General features: G+C 37.6%; 19 protein-coding genes. 1 reads left to right on the forward strand and 18 read right to left on the reverse strand.

The features are described from left to right. Positions 1 to 54: 54 nt before the first annotated feature. The gene (gene porV, locus EYS08_RS01335) at positions 55 to 1,245 is read right to left on the reverse strand and encodes a type IX secretion system outer membrane channel protein PorV (RefSeq protein ID WP_131028067.1); all 1,191 of its coding nucleotides are present in this window, start codon (positions 1,243 to 1,245) and stop codon (positions 55 to 57) included. 641 nt (positions 1,246 to 1,886) lie between these two features. Between porV and EYS08_RS01340 the strand changes: the two genes are divergently transcribed. Then, positions 1,887 to 3,569, forward strand: coding sequence for an SUMF1/EgtB/PvdO family nonheme iron enzyme (locus tag EYS08_RS01340; RefSeq protein WP_131028068.1), 1,683 nt, complete (start codon positions 1,887 to 1,889; stop codon positions 3,567 to 3,569). A 256-nt stretch (positions 3,570 to 3,825) separates the two neighbouring features. On the opposite strand, the gene EYS08_RS01345 is transcribed toward EYS08_RS01340, so the two are convergent. From EYS08_RS01345 to nuoF, 17 genes are all read right to left on the reverse strand, one after another. After that, complete coding sequence (locus EYS08_RS01345; protein ID WP_131028069.1) at positions 3,826 to 4,326, reverse strand: acetyl-CoA carboxylase biotin carboxyl carrier protein subunit; 501 nt, start codon at positions 4,324 to 4,326, stop codon at positions 3,826 to 3,828. 3 nt (positions 4,327 to 4,329) lie between these two features. Then, positions 4,330 to 4,947 carry a DUF4159 domain-containing protein gene (locus EYS08_RS01350; protein WP_131028070.1) on the reverse strand — a complete coding sequence of 206 codons (618 nt, stop codon included), beginning with the start codon at positions 4,945 to 4,947 and terminating at the stop codon, positions 4,330 to 4,332. An 86-nt stretch (positions 4,948 to 5,033) separates the two neighbouring features. Further along, entirely contained in the window at positions 5,034 to 5,738 is a 705-nt protein-coding gene (locus EYS08_RS01355) for a 16S rRNA (uracil(1498)-N(3))-methyltransferase (RefSeq protein ID WP_131028071.1), read from the reverse strand. An 8-nt stretch (positions 5,739 to 5,746) separates the two neighbouring features. Then, positions 5,747 to 7,171, reverse strand: a complete 1,425-nt coding sequence (locus EYS08_RS01360; RefSeq protein WP_131028072.1) for a hemolysin family protein — start codon at positions 7,169 to 7,171, stop codon at positions 5,747 to 5,749. After that, positions 7,171 to 7,722, reverse strand: a complete 552-nt coding sequence (locus EYS08_RS01365; RefSeq protein ID WP_025146339.1) for an inorganic diphosphatase — start codon at positions 7,720 to 7,722, stop codon at positions 7,171 to 7,173. The genes EYS08_RS01360 and EYS08_RS01365 overlap by 1 nt, the downstream gene beginning before the upstream one ends. 2 nt (positions 7,723 to 7,724) lie before the next feature. After that, positions 7,725 to 8,384, reverse strand: coding sequence for a DedA family protein (locus tag EYS08_RS01370; protein WP_131028073.1), 660 nt, complete (start codon positions 8,382 to 8,384; stop codon positions 7,725 to 7,727). A 47-nt stretch (positions 8,385 to 8,431) separates the two neighbouring features. Continuing rightward, entirely contained in the window at positions 8,432 to 9,802 is a 1,371-nt protein-coding gene (locus EYS08_RS01375; RefSeq protein ID WP_131028074.1) for an NADH-quinone oxidoreductase subunit N, read from the reverse strand. 3 nt (positions 9,803 to 9,805) lie between these two features. Then, complete coding sequence (locus EYS08_RS01380; protein WP_131028075.1) at positions 9,806 to 11,269, reverse strand: complex I subunit 4 family protein; 1,464 nt, start codon at positions 11,267 to 11,269, stop codon at positions 9,806 to 9,808. Positions 11,270 to 11,289: 20 nt separating this feature from the next. Further along, positions 11,290 to 13,185, reverse strand: a complete 1,896-nt coding sequence (nuoL, locus tag EYS08_RS01385; protein ID WP_131028311.1) for an NADH-quinone oxidoreductase subunit L — start codon at positions 13,183 to 13,185, stop codon at positions 11,290 to 11,292. 19 nt (positions 13,186 to 13,204) lie between these two features. After that, positions 13,205 to 13,534 (reverse strand): NADH-quinone oxidoreductase subunit NuoK, encoded by a 330-nt coding sequence (gene nuoK, locus EYS08_RS01390; RefSeq protein WP_029274746.1) that lies wholly within the window; start codon positions 13,532 to 13,534, stop codon positions 13,205 to 13,207. Next, the gene (locus tag EYS08_RS01395) at positions 13,534 to 14,037 is read right to left on the reverse strand and encodes an NADH-quinone oxidoreductase subunit J family protein (protein WP_108197414.1); all 504 of its coding nucleotides are present in this window, start codon (positions 14,035 to 14,037) and stop codon (positions 13,534 to 13,536) included. Before EYS08_RS01395 ends, nuoK begins: the two co-directional genes overlap by 1 nt. 127 nt (positions 14,038 to 14,164) lie before the next feature. Then, positions 14,165 to 14,668 (reverse strand): NuoI/complex I 23 kDa subunit family protein, encoded by a 504-nt coding sequence (locus EYS08_RS01400; RefSeq protein ID WP_025146332.1) that lies wholly within the window; start codon positions 14,666 to 14,668, stop codon positions 14,165 to 14,167. Positions 14,669 to 14,670: 2 nt separating this feature from the next. After that, entirely contained in the window at positions 14,671 to 15,708 is a 1,038-nt protein-coding gene (nuoH, locus tag EYS08_RS01405; protein WP_029274749.1) for an NADH-quinone oxidoreductase subunit NuoH, read from the reverse strand. Then, positions 15,708 to 16,718 carry a 2Fe-2S iron-sulfur cluster-binding protein gene (locus EYS08_RS01410; RefSeq protein WP_131028076.1) on the reverse strand — a complete coding sequence of 337 codons (1,011 nt, stop codon included), beginning with the start codon at positions 16,716 to 16,718 and terminating at the stop codon, positions 15,708 to 15,710. Before EYS08_RS01410 ends, nuoH begins: the two co-directional genes overlap by 1 nt. 71 nt (positions 16,719 to 16,789) lie before the next feature. After that, positions 16,790 to 16,978 carry a hypothetical protein gene (locus EYS08_RS26240; RefSeq protein ID WP_244215829.1) on the reverse strand — a complete coding sequence of 63 codons (189 nt, stop codon included), beginning with the start codon at positions 16,976 to 16,978 and terminating at the stop codon, positions 16,790 to 16,792. A gap of 73 nt (positions 16,979 to 17,051) precedes the next feature. Continuing rightward, positions 17,052 to 17,207: an ORF6N domain-containing protein gene (locus EYS08_RS26245; protein WP_244215837.1), complete on the reverse strand. Its 156-nt coding sequence runs from the start codon at positions 17,205 to 17,207 to the stop codon at positions 17,052 to 17,054. Between the two features lie 205 nt (positions 17,208 to 17,412). Next, on the reverse strand, positions 17,413 to 18,780 hold the full coding sequence (gene nuoF / locus EYS08_RS01420; RefSeq protein ID WP_131028077.1) for an NADH-quinone oxidoreductase subunit NuoF: 1,368 nt from the start codon (positions 18,778 to 18,780) through the stop codon (positions 17,413 to 17,415). Positions 18,781 to 18,785 lie beyond the last annotated feature (5 nt).

An 18,785-nucleotide genomic window follows, 5' to 3' on the forward strand; every position in this document is an offset into this window, starting at 1 on the left:
TTAGGTTAATTGTTTAAACACGTTGATCGGTAATTATAAACTGACAGCTTAAAATTACTTTTTAACAATCTTTTTGTCGCCAAAGTTAAACAATAGACCAAAACGTAAGGTATTTGCAAGTGGACTTGTTTGTGCATTTGCAACTAAATAAGAGAAATCTATATTAAAAACGTTGTATTTTAATCCAAGGCCCAAGGTAAAGTAACGGCTATCGCCTTTCATTGGGCTCTGATAGTTGTAGCCAGCTCTCACTGCAAACTGTTGGTTATACCAGTACTCTAAGCCTGTTGAAATTCCTACTTCCTTTAATTCTTCACTAAAACCGCCTGGAGCATCACTAAACGAACCAAAAATTCCGGCGGGTACTGAACGGTTTGGATCTTTTCCGCTTACAATGTTATTGTTCGAATCGTATATCGGCTGCGTTGGTACTAGTAACTTATTAAAATCAAGGGCAAAAGTTAAGGTACTGAAATCGTCTACAGTAATTGTAGACGCGCCTCCTATTTTAAAATTTGTAGGTAAAAAGAAATTTTCTCCGCCATCAGAATAGCTCATTTTTGTTCCAATGTTGGAAATATTAGCGCCTGCAGAAAGAACAGTCTGCCTACCAAACATTGTAGTTGTTGTTTTGTATAGTCCCGACACATCTACAGCTACTGCATTTCCGCTACGAACCTGCCCTGATGATGAAAATTGACCTGAGGCTAAATTTGAATAAATATATCTTAATGATGTTCCCAATGAAAATTCCTCACCAAAATTACGGGCAAAAGAAACATCAAAAGCCAATTCATTTGGATTTGAAATTCCCAGGTCCTGTTGGTTGATGTCGGTAAGCTGAATAGAACCTAAAGAAAAGTACCTTAATGAGGCACCAATGGTATTACGATCATCCAACTTATAAAAGCCACTTAAATAAGCAAGATTAATATCAGGCACTAAACTTTTTAACCATGGGCTATAAGAAACAGAAAATCCGTAAGGTTTATCTAAAAATGCAAGTTTAGAAGCATTAATACTGGCTGAATTTACATCACCAGCAACGGCCACGCCAGCATCACCCATCGCACCAGCACGGGCATCGGGTGTAATGAGCAGAAATGGAACTGCTGTTACAATATTGTTTGCCTCGCTACCATTTGTTTGTGTATTGCCTATGGTTACCTGAGCATTTGTTTTACCAAACACCAAGGCCATTGAGAGTGCAGAAAAAGCAAGTTTACTGATGTACTTGAAATTCATCCTTTAAAGGTACGTAATTTTAGATTTTGGTATTTAGCAATAACTGGAGAATATATTCTGTAACGTAAAACCAAAACTTATATTTCACCAAATTACGAATTCTATGATTATTTACTAATTAAACCTACGATTTTTACATACGGGTGTGACTACAAAAAACGTAAACACATAACTAATAACTATTTAGCATTCATAATTGAGCTGTTTTCTTTTTCCTATAAAAAACTATTAGTTCGATTTGTCAACTTAATAATCTTTAAATCAAATATGGTTAATTTATTGCAATCTCTATAAACTATAACAATACCATTTTTATATATGGGTGTTTAAGTAGTCATTAAAAACATAAAAAAATTAATATCGAGATGACCTGAGCTGTAATAAAAGTAATTCCACCTATTGAGCTAATGGCTTGCCAACAACACTTCTCAATCATCTCGTTTTCTTTTTATCTTGCTTATTTATAATTATTTAACCTAAATTTAACTGAAAAAGTAAGTAGACACAATACGCTTTAAAATAATACGTTATCACTCAAAAATATAATCAATATTTTATTATCACATTATTTATATATTCATTTAAAATTGTTTAATTTTATCGATTGAATCCCTATAGGGACGATTTTCCCAACGAACTATATGAAAAAACTGTTACTATATTCTTTTACTTGTTTTTCATTGGCTGTATTACTTACGAGCTGTAGCTCAAAAGGAGGTAACAGTTCTAGTAAAACAGGTATTCCTTATGCCGATAGGAAAAGCAAAAACAACCAATCTGGTGCTTTTGCTGTAGCTACTCAATACAAGAGAGCTCCGGGTCCTGGCTTAATTCCAATTGAAGGTGGAGTTTTAGTTGTTGGTGGTAGTGCCATCGAAGTACCCGGTGTTGAACCAAGTATTTACAACTATAAAAGACAGGTTACAGTTCCATCATTTTATATGGATGAAACTGAAGTATCGAATACCGATTGGTTAGAATACCTACACTGGATCAGATACAACTTCCCTGAAGACCGTGAATATTATTACAACGAACTTCCCGACACTTTGGTTTGGCGTCAGGCATTATCATATAATGAACCTTACGTAGACAATTATTTAAGGCACCCGGCTTATCGCGATTACCCTGTTGTAGGTGTTTCATGGGAGCAAGCTTCCCGCTATTGCGAATGGAGAACATCCAGGGCAAACGAATTTATTTTACGCGAAAAAGGGATCTTAACTGATTATAAAACGCTCGCTGGAAATGGAAAAGGAAACACGGCTACTACGGCAGCAGCTCCAAAACCAGACAAACCGTTTAATACTGATGCATATTTAAACAATCAGTATGATGATAAAGGTAAAAATGCACCTATTGATTACAATACCAAAGCTGGCGCAGCAACATCAACTGCAGGAGGAACAGCAGCTCCAGCATCTGGAGGTAAAAACAATCAGCCTAGAAGAACTGCGACACTAGAAGATGGTGTAATTATGCAACCTTATCGTTTACCAACAGAAGCTGAATGGGAATATGCTGCTTTAGGTTTAATTGGTAACACGGAATACGAGAACATCAATCAGAATAAAATCTACCCTTGGAATGGTTTAGGTGTTAGTTCAGCCAAAAAGAAAACCAGAGGTATGATTCAGGCCAATTTTAAAAGAGCACCTGGAGATTACATGGGTGTTGGCGGTTCTTTGAATGATAAGGGAGATTTAACTGTTCCGGTTATTCAGTACACACCAAACGATTTTGGTTTATATAATATGGCCGGTAACGTTAACGAGTGGGTTAATGATGTGTACAGAACGGCTACATTCAGTGATGCAGATGCATTTAACCCGTATCGTGGCAACCATTTCACCAATAAAAAATTAGAGGATTCACAAAGCGGGAAAATCGCATTGGATAAATATGGTAATCCGATTAAGGAAAATGCTTACGCTGGAAGAAAACAAACCTGGGCAGAAAAACAGGCACAGGCCAAACGTTCTGATTCGATTTCAAAATCGACTGATCCACAATCTCCAATAGCATCAACCAGTTATCAGGCCGATCAAAGAGGTTACCGTGATAGACAAAATACTTTATTAAATGAAGAAGGTGTAACGCTTGTAAACGATAAATCCAGAGTTTACAAGGGTGGTTCCTGGAATGATATGGCTTACTGGTTAAACCCGGCAACACGCCGTTTTATGCAACAAGATGAATCATCAGCAGAAGTTGGTTTCCGTTGTGCCATGACCATGCTTGGCGCTCCAGAAATTAATACTGCAGGTAAAAGAAATTTTAAAAACCCTCCTCAAAAACCTTATAGGGTAAGTAGAGGTAAATAAAAAAGAAAAGTCCCGACATTAATCGGGACTTTTTTATGTGTTGTATTTTATTAGATTTTTACGTGGTAGCTTTTTTAGTGATATATACCATTAAGAGGATTAAGATAGGCACTGTGTAAACCCAAATGACCTCAGGTGGTTAAAGACTCGCATATTTTGCTCAACATTAAGAAGTTAAGAGCATTAAGAAAGTGATCTCATTAAATATTGGCGGCTTAACCTTAATATCTTTTAATACCTTAATGGTAAAAGCTATCTACTTAAACTGAATCAAAATCTGGTTCTTCTCTACCTTATCGCCCTGCTTAATCAAAACTTTCTTTATCACACCATCTGTCGATGATTTCAAGATGTTTTCCATTTTCATCGCTTCCAGAACCAATAGGTTATCCCCTTTTTTTACCTCAGCGTTCTCTTCAACCAAAACCTTTAGCACCAAACCAGGCATCGGTGCTTTAATCTCTGAAACTTTATTAGCGGCTAAATTATCCAGCCCCAGCTGTTTTAACAAAACATCAAACCGATCTTCGATGCTAATCTGATAAATATTACCGTTAACCTTTATTTTACAGGTTTTATCTGCTTTATTCAGCTCAACCAGCTCTGTATTAAAAGATTTATTCTGGTATAAAACATGCGTACTATTATTCCCAATGGAACTCAGATCGAACTGAATGGGTTCTCCGTTTACCAAAAAAGATGACTCCTTATTTTCAACCTCGAATAAAAACTGATCGTTTACTTTTACTTTATACATTCGTTATTGGGTTAAAGCATACTGAACTAAATTTGCGCCCATTTTAAGCGCCTTAGTCCTCGTTTCTTGTGTATCTTCAGGATATGTACCAAAATCTTCCCAACCATTCCCTAAATCGCACTCAAAGGTGTAATAGCACACCACTCTACCTTTATAAATCAATGCAAATCCCTGAGGTCTTTTATTATCATGCTCATGAATTTTTGGCAGGCCTCCCGGAAACTTAAATTTCTGATTGTAAATCGCGTGGTTAGCCGGCAATTCAACAAAACTAAGTTCCGGGAATACCTTTTTCATCTGCGGGCGGATAAATTTATCCAATCCATAATTATCATCAATATGAAGAAAACCACCGCCTGTAAGGTACTGTCTTAAGTTTTTAATTTCCTGATCGTTAAAAACTACGTTTCCGTGGCCAGTCATATAAACAAATGGATAATTGAATATTTCTTTCGAGCCTACTTCTACGATACTTTCTTCGGCATAAAAATTAGTCTTTAAATTGGCATTACAGTAGGCAATTAAATTGGGCAAAGCTGTCCTATCTGCATACCAATCACCACCACCGTTATACTTCAATTTGGCCATGCGGTAGGTTGGTGGAATAAAAGCAAAAAACATAAAGCTAAAAGCTAAAAGACCAAAGCTGAAAGACCAAAGCTTAAACCTAGAAAACTGGAAACTGAAAACTGAAAACTTCAAATTGATTATCGGTTAAGGTAATTGATTTCAAAACAAACAGATAATGCAGCAGTTTCTGTGCGCAATCTGTTATCACCTAAAGTTAATGCTTTAAAGCCTTTGTTCAAAGCTAAATTAACTTCATCAGGTGTGAAATCTCCTTCAGGGCCAATAAGAATCAAATATTTTTGATGTGGAGTTACTAGTTTGGATATATATTGTTTCTCGTCATTATCGATACAATGTGCTATTAATTTATCCCCATCAAATGGTTCTTTTAAAAAAGTATCAAAAGAAATAGCATCATTCAACTTGGGATGATAAGCTTTAATGGATTGTTTTATTGCAGACGTAATCACTTTGTTGAGGCGGTCTTCTTTAACTACCCTGCGCTCCGATCGATCGGTAATAATTGGTGTAATTTCATCAATACCCAGTTCTGTAGCTTTTTCTAAAAACCATTCTATGCGGTCGATATTTTTAGTTGGCGCAACAGCAATATGCAGGTAATGATTTCTTTTATGAAACTCCGTTTCTACCTTTAAAATGGATAAAGAAACTTTTTTCGGATTATCGGAAGTGATTTCAGCAGTGTAAAAACCACCTTTCCCATCAACCAGGTTAACGATAGAGCCTATGCTAAGGCGAAGCACCCTAACGCAATGTTTGCTCTCTTCTTCGTTAAGCGTATAAGTATTTTGGGTTATATCTGGCGTATAAAAAATATGCATAGTTGAAATTAATGATTATCAACCATATCTGCTTTATTGATCACCAATTCTAACTTGATTGTTTCGATATTCTGCTCTGTTTTTTTAAGGATGGTAAACAGATATCCGTACGATTCGTTGCTTTCGCCTACCTCGGGGATACGTTCAAAGACGTGAGAAACCAAACCACCAATGGTATCGAAATCTTCATCCTCTGGTAAATCGTGAGGCAGATGCTCATTCACATCATATACAGTAGCAAATGCATTTACGATAAACTCATTATCAGAAACTTTTTCTACTAGCGGCTTTTCTTCATCGTATTCATCCTGGATTTCCCCAACAAGCTCTTCAACAATATCTTCTAAGGTAACCATACCCGCTGTACCGCCAAACTCATCTAATACAATTGCAATCTGTATGCGGTTACTTTGCAGTTCGCTCATCAGATCGTTAATTTTTTTGGTTTCTGTAACGAAATATGGTTTTCTGATGATATCGTTTAATGTCCAATGCTGATTACCCGCTGCAACCAATGGTAAAATATCTTTTGCATGGATAATCCCAACAATTTTATCCATAATATCATCGTAGACAGGCAAACGGGAATACCCTTCCTTAATAATTGTATCAATCACTTCTTCTTTTGGAGAAGTTAATTCAATGCCCGAAATCTTGGTTCTTGGTACCATGATATTCTTAACCACGCGCTCATTAAAATCGAACACATTCTTAATCAGTTCATGTTCGTTGTTATCTAAGGCTCCGCTTTCTTTACCCTGGTCTAATAAATACTGAAGTTCTTCGGTACTATGAAGCGATTCATGTCCGCTTGAAGTGTCGATTCCGAATGGCTTAAGGATAATGGCAGCAAGGCTATTTAGCGTCCAAATGAATGGCTTAAATACCACATAAAATATTTGAAGTGGTATAGAAATGAAAAGCGTTGTAGCTACAGGTCTTTGGATTGCAAAAGATTTTGGTGCTAGTTCACCAAATACAATATGCATAACGGTAATAAGCGAAAAGGCGACGATTGTAGATGCGGTATGGATAGAAGCATCGCTTAAACCCCATTCCAGACTATCGAAAAGATTTTTGAAAATGGTATGCATAACGCCTTCACCTACCCAGCCTAAGCCAAGTGATGCAAGGGTTATGCCTAGCTGTGTGGCAGCCAAATACCCATCAAGGTTATGAATAATCCCTTTGGCCATTTTGCCAACACGGCTGCCTGTTTTTGCCTTAATTTCAATCTGTGATGCCCGGACTTTTACAATTGCAAACTCTGCTGCAACAAAAAACCCGTTAAGTAACACCAAAAATAATGCAAAGAATAATCGCCAGCCTACAGAAGTAGTATCGGATTCTTGTAAAGCAACCAAAACTACGTTTGCGGGCAGGATTGCACTTAGCTCAAAATTTAAAAACAAACATACCGTGGGTAAATCCATTAAGCCAATTCTCTAAATGTTGTGTTATAAAGTTCTATGCTTTCTTTAATTACTTTATGCGCATAACGAACACCAAGTAAATGTTCGATAGTTACATTTTTATCTTCTAATGCTTTATAATCCTGAAAGAAACGAACAATTTCTTTCATTTGGTGTGGAGGCAATTCATCTAAATCGTTGATGTAGTTTACCGACATATCGTGAGCTGCAACCGCGATAATTTTATCATCTTGCTCTCCGTTATCTACCATGTGCATTACACCTACCACTTTCGCTTCGATCAATGTCATTGGATAAACATCTACCGAGCAAAGCACCAGAATATCTAACGGATCTTTATCATCGCAGTAAGTTTGCGGAATAAAGCCATAATTTGCCGGGTACATTACTGATGAAAAAAGAACCCGATCTAACTTAATCAGACCTGATTCTTTATCTATTTCGTATTTTGCTTTTGATCCTTTTGGAATTTCAATAATTGCGTTTACAATTTCTGGAACATTGTGTCCAGGAGATACGCTATGCCATGCGTGATGATCGTCTTTTGCCATTTCTAATTTAAATCTGTTTTATCCTCTTCAGGAGCACTCACTACTTTACTTTTTACAAAGGTAATTAATAATGGTATAGTTGTAATAAGGATAAAGCCAATAATAATATATAATAAATAATCGTTTATTTCTTTTTCAAATCTTTTGCCTAAAAAATAACCAAGCAAAGTTAAGGAACAGATCCAGATTACCCCACCTACGACATTATATAAAGCAAATTTTTTAAAGTCTAGTTTTACAACCCCTGCAAAAATCGGTGCAAAAGTTCTAACAATTGGTACAAATCTGCCCATTATTAATGCAAAGGCACCTTGTTTATGATAATAATCTTCTGCTGCCTTTAAATATCTCTTCTTAAAAAAGAAACTGTCTTTTCTGGTATACAATACAGGGCCAGTTTTACGCCCGAACCAATAGCCGGTAAAATTCCCAGAAATGGCTGCAAAACACAAGCCTGCCAAGAGCACAGCAATGTTAACATCAAGCTTGCCTGTTGCAACAAACATTCCCGCTAAAAACAATAAATAATCACCAGGAAGAAAAAAACCAAAAAACAGGCCTGTTTCTGCATAGATAACGAATACGACTAGATAGAAACCACCCTCCCTCAATAATTTCTCGGGATCAAGTAGCTGATGCAGGTTATTCCAAAAATCGTGCATATTCAATTATTCGTAAAACTACAAATAATTATTAAACAACAGCATACCTATATCAGGTTTAAAATAATTGCAGGATAAATACCTAAAATTAATGTAATTGCTACAGAAACCAACAACACAACTTTGTATTGTACAGGGGCTGAAAGCTCTGTTTCTGCGCCGTCTTTAAACCACATGGCTACAATTACCCTAAAATAATAATAGAAACCAACCAGCGCATTTAAAATAGCAAATGCAACAAGTAAGGTTTTATATTCGGTCATTACATTCAGGAACATTAAATATTTTCCGATAAAACCAGCTGTTAGCGGAATACCAGCTAACGAAAGCATAGCTACGGTTAAACATAATGCTATTAGTGGATTACGTTTAGCTAAACCATTGAAACTTTCGAAGCTATCGCTACCCATTTTTTGCTTCACCAATATTAATACCGCAAAAGCGATAATTGATGCGAAGGTGTAAGCCGCGGCATAAACCAATACGTTGTTTTCAGAGTTTTTGGTTAACACAATAAGCGAAAACAATAGGTAACCCGCGTGTGAAATACTCGAATATGCCAACATGCGTTTGAAGTTCCTTTGGAACAGCGCAGTTACGTTTCCGATGAATAAGGTTAAACAAACAATTACCATAAGTGGTGCAACCCAAAAATCGTGAAGTGGAGCAAGTGCACCAGCAAATAATCTTAAAAAAGCAGCAAAACCTGCAGTTTTAACAACAGTACTCATGAAAGTGGTAATTAAAGAAGGAGCGCCTTCATATACATCTGGAGTCCAGAAGTGGAAAGGAGCAGCACCAACCTTAAAGCTTAAACCAATCATCATCAGGATAACGCCAGGATAGAATATTGGAGAAATTGTTTGACTATTTACCAGATAAGCTTGTATTTTATCTAAATCGAATGAACCTGTAGCGCCATAAATTAACGTGATACCAAATAATAGGAAACCAGTTGAGAAAGCACCCATTAGGAAATACTTTAAAGAAGCTTCGTTAGAGGCAAAATCCTTTTTACGGATACCAGCCAAAATGTATAAACTCACCGACATGATTTCTAAGCCTACAAATAACATGGCCATATTTTTATACGATACCATCATGATCATTCCGGCAAGTGCGAAAAGAATCAAGGTAAAATATTCGGCTATGTTATCGCTTTTAGCATGGAAATAGTTCTGTGTTAATAAAAAGATTAAAAGTGTACCGATAATACAGATCCCGGAAAATGCCAGGGCGAAGTTATCTGTCTGCATCATTCCGAAATGAACAGCATTGCCATTCCATGCACAAAAAGTAAATCCCAGTGCAGTAAGTAAGCCAACAACGGTAAGTGGTAGTAATGCTTTATTTGCCTTAAACAAACCTGCATAAAGCACTATAAAAGCTGTTATACTAATGGTTATAATAATATTCATTGCTTAATTTACTGTGTTTAATTTTTGATTTACCTGTTCTAATAAATGTTGTACAGATGCCTCTGTTAAGTGCAAGATTGGTTTCGGATAAACACCCAAAACAATAATTAACGCACATATTGTATAAAGAACCAATTTTTCGGTTCCTTTAATATCGGTGAAAGTGATGGTTAAGCTGTTGGTTTCGCCCAACATTACATTTTGGTACATGCGTAACATGTAAACCGCACCAAAGATAATGGTTAATCCTGCAATAGCTGCTGCCCAAATGCCGTAGTTGTAAACGCCCATTAGCAATAAAAACTCACCAATAAATCCGTTTGTTCCCGGCAAAGCTACAGTGCCTAAAACAATGATCAGAAAAGTAAGTGCCAGCTGTGGTGCTACTTTCGCAATCCCGCCCAACTCTTCAATTTTATTGGTTTTAACTCGGGAGAAGATGATATCTAAAACAAAGAATAAACCCACTACATTAATACCATGACTCAGCATCTGCACCATTGCACCTTGCATGCCTTGCTGGTTGAAAGCAAAAATACCTGCTGAGATTAATCCAACGTGAGCAATTGACGAATAAGCTACTAAACGTTTAGCATCCTTTTGTGTAAAAGCAATCAGCGAAGCGTAAACGATACCGATGATTGATAGAATGATAGCCACTTGGCCCCAATCGTGAACGCCAGCCGGAACAATTGGCAGCAACCATCTAATTACACCATAAATACCCATTTTTAACATGATACCCGATAACAGCATAGTTCCTTGTGTAGGTGCCGCGGTATAAGTATCAGGTTGCCAGGTGTGGAAAGGGAAAATTGGCATCTTAATGGCAAAAGCGATAAAGAAAGCCCAGAAAATCCATCCTTGTTGTGCACCATCTAAGTTTAAAGCGTAAAAAGCCTGAATATCAAAATTTTGTACCGGGTTATGGAGATATAGGTAAATTATACCCATCAACATAAATAAAGAACCTGCAATAGTGTAAACGAAAAATTTCATGTTGATCCGTATGCGGTCTTTTCCTCCCCAAATGGCACAGATGAAATAAATCGGAATTAATGCTGCTTCCCATCCGATATAGAACAAGAACGCATCTAATGCAGTAAATACCAATAACAGGCCACACTGCATAAATAAAATCAACGCATAAAATGCAGCCGGATTTCTATACTCGTGGTTGTAGCTCGATAAAATTATAATCGGCACCAATAGATTGGTTAGCAATACCACAAGCATGCTGATTCCATCGATACCTGCGTGGAAATTGATGCCTAAATCTGCAATCCATGGCAAATTAACCTCAAATTGGGTACTTGCATTTGGAATGAAATTACAGGCGATAACCAAAGCCAAACCTAAAGAAACAACCGAAAATATGGTCGAAACTATTTTAGCCGACTTACCAGCAAATGCAGTAACAATTGCACCTACAAGCGGAAGAAATATAAGTAGTAAAAGTTGTTCCATTATTTAATTTTGAACCCTTTTTATATGTAATAAAATGTATATGCAAGTAATGCGATGATACCAAATACCATCATAAATATATAGAAACCCACGTTTCCACTTTGTAGCAAACGAATACCTTTACTGGCTTCGTTTGTACTCCACCCAAGTCCGTTCACAATTCCATCGATAAATTTGTTATCGATAATTCTGTAAAAGAATTTTGAAAGTGCATCTAACGGTTTAGTGATCAAGAAATCATAAATCTCATCCAAATAGAATTTATTGTACGATAATTTTGCAAGTGCAGAACGCGGCGCTTCATCAGCAACAGGAACGTGTGCACCTTTTACATATCGGGTATAAGCGTATAGTAACGCAATTATGGCAGCGGCTACCGAAACACCCATTAAACCATATTCTGTAGCATGACTTAAATCTAATTCATGTTGTGCAACACCTGCTCCCGCTAACCAATGTGCCAACCACTCGTTTCCACCAAAAACGTGCGGAAGATTGATTGCTCCACCAATTGCCGCAAGAATAGCTAAAATGATTAAAGGTAAAGTCATTGCTGTTGGAGATTCGTGGATATGGCTTTCTGCATGGTGTGTACCACGGTATTTTCCGGAGAAAGTAAGGAACATCATCCTGAACATATAAAATGCAGTTAGGAACGCCGTTAATACACCGATTCCCCAAAGAACCGGACTATATTGGAAAGCATGGGCCAAAATTTCGTCCTTCGAGAAGAAACCAGAGAACGGAGGTAAACCAGCAATGGCAATAGTACCGATCATCATGGTGGCAAAAGTAGTTTTAAGTTTTCCCTTTAATCCGCCCATGTGACGCATATCCTGCTCATGGTGCATAGCATGAATAACTGAACCTGCACCTAAGAATAATAATGCTTTAAAGAATGCGTGTGTTAAAACATGGAAAAATGAACCTGTATAAGCACCAACGCCCAGGCCTAAAAACATATATCCCAATTGCGATACTGTTGAATAAGCCAATACCTTTTTAATATCAGTCTGTGTTAAAGCAATAATTGCCGCAACTAAAGCTGTAGCAGCGCCAACAATAGCAATAATGTGCTGTGTAAGCGGCGCAAGATCAAACAAGACGCTCGAACGTGCAATCATGTAAATACCAGCGGTTACCATCGTTGCTGCGTGGATCAAAGCCGAAACTGGCGTTGGTCCGGCCATTGCATCAGGTAACCAAGTAAATAATGGCAACTGTGCCGATTTACCACAGGCACCGATAAACAACAATATGGTAATTAAAACCAGTGTATCATTGCCTGGTAACATATTGGCTGCTTGTGGGAAGATTTTAGAGAATTCAACACTTCCAAAAAAGTTGAAAATTAAGAATACACCTAGCAAAAAGCCTAAATCACCAATACGGTTCATTACAAATGCCTTTTTAGCCGCCGATGCATAAGCACTGTTCGTATACCAGAAACCGATTAACAGGTAAGAGCATAAACCTACACCTTCCCAACCGATAAACATGACGATGTAGTTTGATCCCAATACCAATAAAAGCATAAAGAATACAAACAGGTTCAGATAAGAGAAAAATTTACCGAATCCAGCATCATCGTGCATATAGCTGGTAGAATATAAATGGATCAGAAAACCAATTCCGGTGATGATCAAAAGCATGATCGAGCTTAAAGGATCAACCAGGAAAGATAATGGAATGTGTAGTGCACCCGCGCTGATCCAATCGAATAAAAATACTTCGTGAGATTTTTGTGTATCGCCATGTAAACTAAAGAAAATAACTATGCTGATAATGAAGGAGGCTAAGATTACCCCGCTTCCGATAATACCAACAAGTCCTTTAGATAAAGAGTTTCTGCCTAGTCCATTAATTACAAAACCTAAAAAAGGGAGTAACGGAACCAACCAAATCAATTGTTCTATTGTCATTCTTATTATATATTTACCACTTAAGGCGATTTAAAACATTAATATCTACTGATTTCGTATTTCTGTAAACCATTACAATAATCGCTAAGCCTACTGCAACCTCTGCAGCTGCCAAAGCCATAATGAAGAACACGAAAACCTGTCCTGATGGATCATTGTTATGGACCGAGAATGCTGTTAAAAGTAAGTTAACCGCATTTAGCATCAGCTCAACCGACATAAAAATTACAATGGCATTTCTGCGGGTAAGTACACCGATTACGCCAATAGAAAAAATAATGGCACTTAAATAGATGTAGTGGTTTAGCGGAACGCCTGCTGCTTGTGTGAATAAATTTTCCATTATGCTTCTACCTCATCTCTTTTAGATAATAAAACGGCTCCAACCATTGCTGCCAATAGTAACAGAGATGACAATTCGAATGGCAATAAGAATGGGCCAAAAAGCTCCTTGCCCAGATTTTCTACCAATCCTAATCCCGGGTTTTTCAAAATCAATGGGCTGGTAATACTTGCTGATTTTAAAGAACCAATTAAGGTTACAACCAAACAACCGCCAGCAATTACACCTACGATTTTGATCAGTGGCGATTTACTCGGTTCGGTTTCTTTGTTCAGGTTAAGTAGCATCAGTACAAAAAGGAACAGTACCATAATGGCGCCCATGTAAACGATAAAGTTTACCACCGCTAAAAACTGTGCGTTTAACAGCACATAGTGAACGGTGAAGGTAAAAAAGGTAAGGATTAAGTACAATACACTGTGGATCGGATTTTTTGCAAAAATCACCAGCAGCGAAAAGATGATACTTAATGTGGCTACGAAATAGAATACTTGTGTACTCATTAATTGTTTATTTATTTATGTTCCATGGTCTGTGTCTCCACAAATCATTAATTATCTTTCGTTTCGTGAAGACACGAACCGAGGCTTAAGATTATTACCATGGTTCGTGTCTTCACGAACCATTATTTTATTTTTTCATTTCCAATGGCGCTTCTACCAACTTATCTTTTCCGTAAATAAAATCCTTACGTAAATAATCAGCAGGTACAATCGGCCCATCTAAGTAAATTGCCTCTTTTGGACAAGCTTCTTCACATAATCCACAGAAAATGCAACGCAACATATTGATTTCGTAAGTTGCTGCATATTTTTCTTCACGATATAAATCTTTCTCCTCAGGTTTACGCTCTGCGGCAATCATGGTAATGGCTTCAGCAGGACAAGATAAAGCACATAAACCACATGCAGTACAACGTTCTTTACCATTCTCATCACGTTTTAGCGAGTGCATCCCTCTAAAGTTGGTAGAGAATTCTCGTTCTACTTCAGGATATCTTATAGTAGCCTCTTTTTTAAATAAGTGACTGATGGTAATGCCCATACCTTTAGCTATTGCCGGGAGGTACATCCGTTCCATAAAGCTCAATGGCTTTTGTTCCAGTACTTTTTTCTTATTACTTAATGATTCCATAATTAAAACTTCTCAATAATCGCAATCACAACACCTGTTATTATAATATTGGCAATAGCCAAAGGTATTAAACCTTTCCAACCTAAATTCATCAATTGATCGTAACGGAAACGAGGGATTGTCCAACGCACCCACATGAAGAAAAAGATGAAAGCACATATTTTACCGAAGAAAACTGCTGTACCAAAAAGCGGTGCCCATGTTGGGCCTAACCACACCGCCATCGAATCCATGCCAGGGTAATTATAACCACCCCAGTATAAAGCCGCCATTACCGCAGATGATACAAACATGTTGATATACTCAGCAAATAGGTAAAAACCTAATTTCATCGACGAGTATTCTGTATGGTAACCACCGATTAGTTCTGTTTCGCATTCCGGCAAATCAAATGGCGCACGGTTGGTTTCTGCGAATGAACAAACCATAAAGATTAAAAATCCAAGTGGTTGATATAACACATTCCATCTCCATCCATGCTGCTGATCAACGATTTCTTTTAAGCTTAAGGTATTGGTCATTAAAAGCAAAGCGATGATCGATAATCCCATTGCGATTTCATAACTGATGTTCTGTGAAGCCGCACGGATGGCACTTAACAAAGAGTATTTGTTGTTTGATGCCCATCCACCGATCATTACACCATAAACACCTAAAGATACGACTCCAAAAATGTATAAAACACCAACGTTGATATCTGAAACCTGCAGTGGAATAGTTTTGCCAGCAATTAAAACAGGGCTACCCCATGGAATAACTGCAGTACCGATACAGGCACAAAGCAAAGCCAAACCAGGGCCAGCGATAAACAAAAATCTGTTTGATGATGTTGGAATAATTTCCTCTTTCATAAACATTTTTAAACCATCGGCCAAAGGCTGTAAAATACCAAAAGGGCCGGCTCTATCCGGACCTAAACGATCTTGTAAATATGCAGCAACCTTACGTTCTGCATAAGTAGAATACATGGCAATAACTAAACTGATGCCGAAAATTACAGCTACCAGGATAAATTTTTCTATAACAAAAGCGCTATCCATTAGTATTTAACTGTTTTATGTAATTCAATTTCATTTGCAGCTTGTAATGCCTCATTTGGCTGAATTACATGCAAAGGTTTTAATGTTTCGTAGTGGTTAGATGCAATTACCGAAGTATCATCAATGTGCGTTGGATGTTCAATTACCCAATCAGCAGTTGCTTTTTTATCAAATCGGCAAGTATTGCAAATAAATTCTTCTACTTCTCCAAACTGATCTTTACGTGCGGTAACACGTAAAACATCTGCTCCTTTATACCAAAGTGTTACTTTACCGTTACATTTTTCGTGATCACAATTGCGGTGTGCATCAACTGGTTTGGTAAACCAAACACGGTTTTTAAAACGAAAAGTTTTATCGGTTAAAGCACCTACAGGGCAAACATCGATTACGTTTCCTGAGAAATCGTTATCAACAGCCTGAGTGATGTAAGTAGAAATTTCTGAGTGGTCGCCACGGTTCAAGATACCATGAACACGTTTGTTTGTAATCTGATCTGCCGTGAAAACACAACGGTAGCACAAAATACAACGATTCATGTGCAACTGGATTTTATCACCTATATCAATACGCTCAAAAGTACGACGCTCAAACTCATAACGTGTTTTTTGCAAACCATGCTCGTAGCCCAAATTCTGCAAATCGCACTCTCCTGCCTGATCGCAAACAGGGCAATCTAGGGGGTGATTAATCAATAAGATCTCTACAACACCTGCACGTGCTTCCAAAACTTCTGGTGAAGTAATGTTAAGCACTTCCATCCCATCCATTACAGTTGTGCGGCAAGAAGCCACCAACTTAGGCATTGGACGAGGATCTTTTTCCGAACCTTTGGTCACTTTTACGATACAGGTACGGCATTTACCGCCACTGCCTTGTAATTTAGAATAATAGCACATGGCAGGTGGAACGATATCCCCTCCGATCTGCCTTGCAGCATTCAGAATGGTTGTTCCGTTATCAACCTCTACTGTTATCCCATCTATCGTAACCTTAACTTTTTCACTCATGGTTAATGATATTCTTTTTATTTCTTTATCTCACCTTGGTTTGTGTCTCCACGAACCAATTCTATTTTATATTATTTCTTTTTCGAGATTTTATAACCAATTTCTTTTCTTGGCTGTGCTCTCTGTTCTGGTAGTTCATCAAAATATCTGAATATAACTTCAATGTTTTTATCCTGATTATCTACTTTCTTTTTAATCTTTTCTACTTCAAGTCTTATTTCTGTATTGCTTAAAACCATTGTTCTAAGCTGTACAAACACATCAATAATTTTTAATACTTACTTCTACCGCCTGTTTGCTTTTTAAAACGTTTGATAGTTGCAAAATACCATGTTAGCTAAATGCGAACGGGAGATATTTTGAGTATTTTCCTTGTTCTAAGGTCACAATTTGTGGCCTTAGAACATCGTTTTCTTCTTTTGTTAGCTTAAACATAAAGTGTTCTGGGAAACGCTCTATATTTCTTCTAACTTGTTGTTTCAACTGCATGGTTTCCACACCAAAAAGTTCCGCCAATCTATATCCAACATTACTTTAACTCCTCTAAAAAGATAATTTTGTTTACAATTACCTCATTAGGAATTATTGATGTCTCTTGTTTCGGCATTTACAAGTTTATTTTCTAAGATCACAAATTGTGATCTTAGGTTTTAAATTAAATATTCAACTGGTCGCAAATTGCGACCTTAGAATTTTATTTCTCTTCCGTTACCGGAGCTTTCTCAATCGGGGTAGCATAATTTGCAATACCGTAGTTCTGGCTCTGGCTTTTAACCGGTTCTTTAATGTGCCATTCAAATTCATCTCTGAAGTGACGGATTGCACTGGCTACTGGCCAGGCAGCTGCATCACCCAGGGGACAGATTGTATTTCCTTCAATTTTACGTTGAATATCCCACAATAAATCAACATCTTCCATGCTACCATGGCCGTGTTCGATTTTGTGCAACACTTTTTCCATCCACCCGGTACCTTCACGGCAAGGTGAACATTGTCCACAGCTTTCGTGGTGATAAAAACGAGAAAAATTCCAGGTATTTCTAACGATACACTGATCTTCATCAAAAGCAATAAAACCACCTGAACCCATCATGGTTCCGGTAGCAAATCCACCTTCAGATAACGATTCGTAACTCATTAAACGAGGTTCGCCGTTGGCATATTTCAAGGTTAAATTAGCAGGTAAAATAGGAACAGATGATCCACCTGCAACCGTTGCCTTTAAACGTTTACCATTGGCAATACCGCCACAATACTCATCAGAGTAGATAAATTCTTCTACCGGTAAACCCAATTCGATTTCGTAAACGCCTGGTTTTACTAGATTACCCGATGCCGATATCAATTTTGTTCCTGTGCTTCTACCGATACCAATTTTTGCATATTCATCGCCACCATCGTTGATAATAGGCACAACTGCAGCAATAGATTCAACATTGTTAACCACTGTAGGGCAACCATACAAACCTGCAATTGCCGGAAATGGTGGTTTAATACGTGGATTCCCTCTTTTACCTTCAAGCGATTCTAACAAAGCCGTTTCTTCACCACAAATGTAAGCGCCGCCGCCTGGCTGAACATATAATTCTAAATCGTAACCCGTTCCTAAAATATTTTTACCCAACCATCCGGCAGCTTTAGCTTCAGCAATTGCTTTTTCTAAAATGCGAATCTGGGGCATCATCTCACCCCTTACATAGATGTAAGAGACCTTTGCACCCAATGCGAAACTCGATACAATCATTCCCTCAATTAATGCATGGGGAATATAAGTCATCAAATAACGGTCTTTAAAAGTTCCCGGCTCTGATTCATCAGCATTGCACACCAAATAACGTGCAACACCTTCTGGTTTAGCCAAAAAGCTCCACTTCATCCCAGTTGGGAAACCCGCACCTCCGCGACCGCGTAAGCCCGATTTCTTAACTTCTTCAACAATCTCTTCAGGTGTTAAAGTTTTAAGGGCTTTTTCCACAGCACGGTACCCGCCTTTTTGGCGATAGACTTCAAGTGTATTGATGCCCGGTATGTTTATATGCTCAAGTAACAGTTTTCGAGACATTTTAA

The organism is Pedobacter kyonggii (assembly GCF_004310665.1).
Classification (GTDB): domain Bacteria; phylum Bacteroidota; class Bacteroidia; order Sphingobacteriales; family Sphingobacteriaceae; genus Pedobacter; species Pedobacter kyonggii.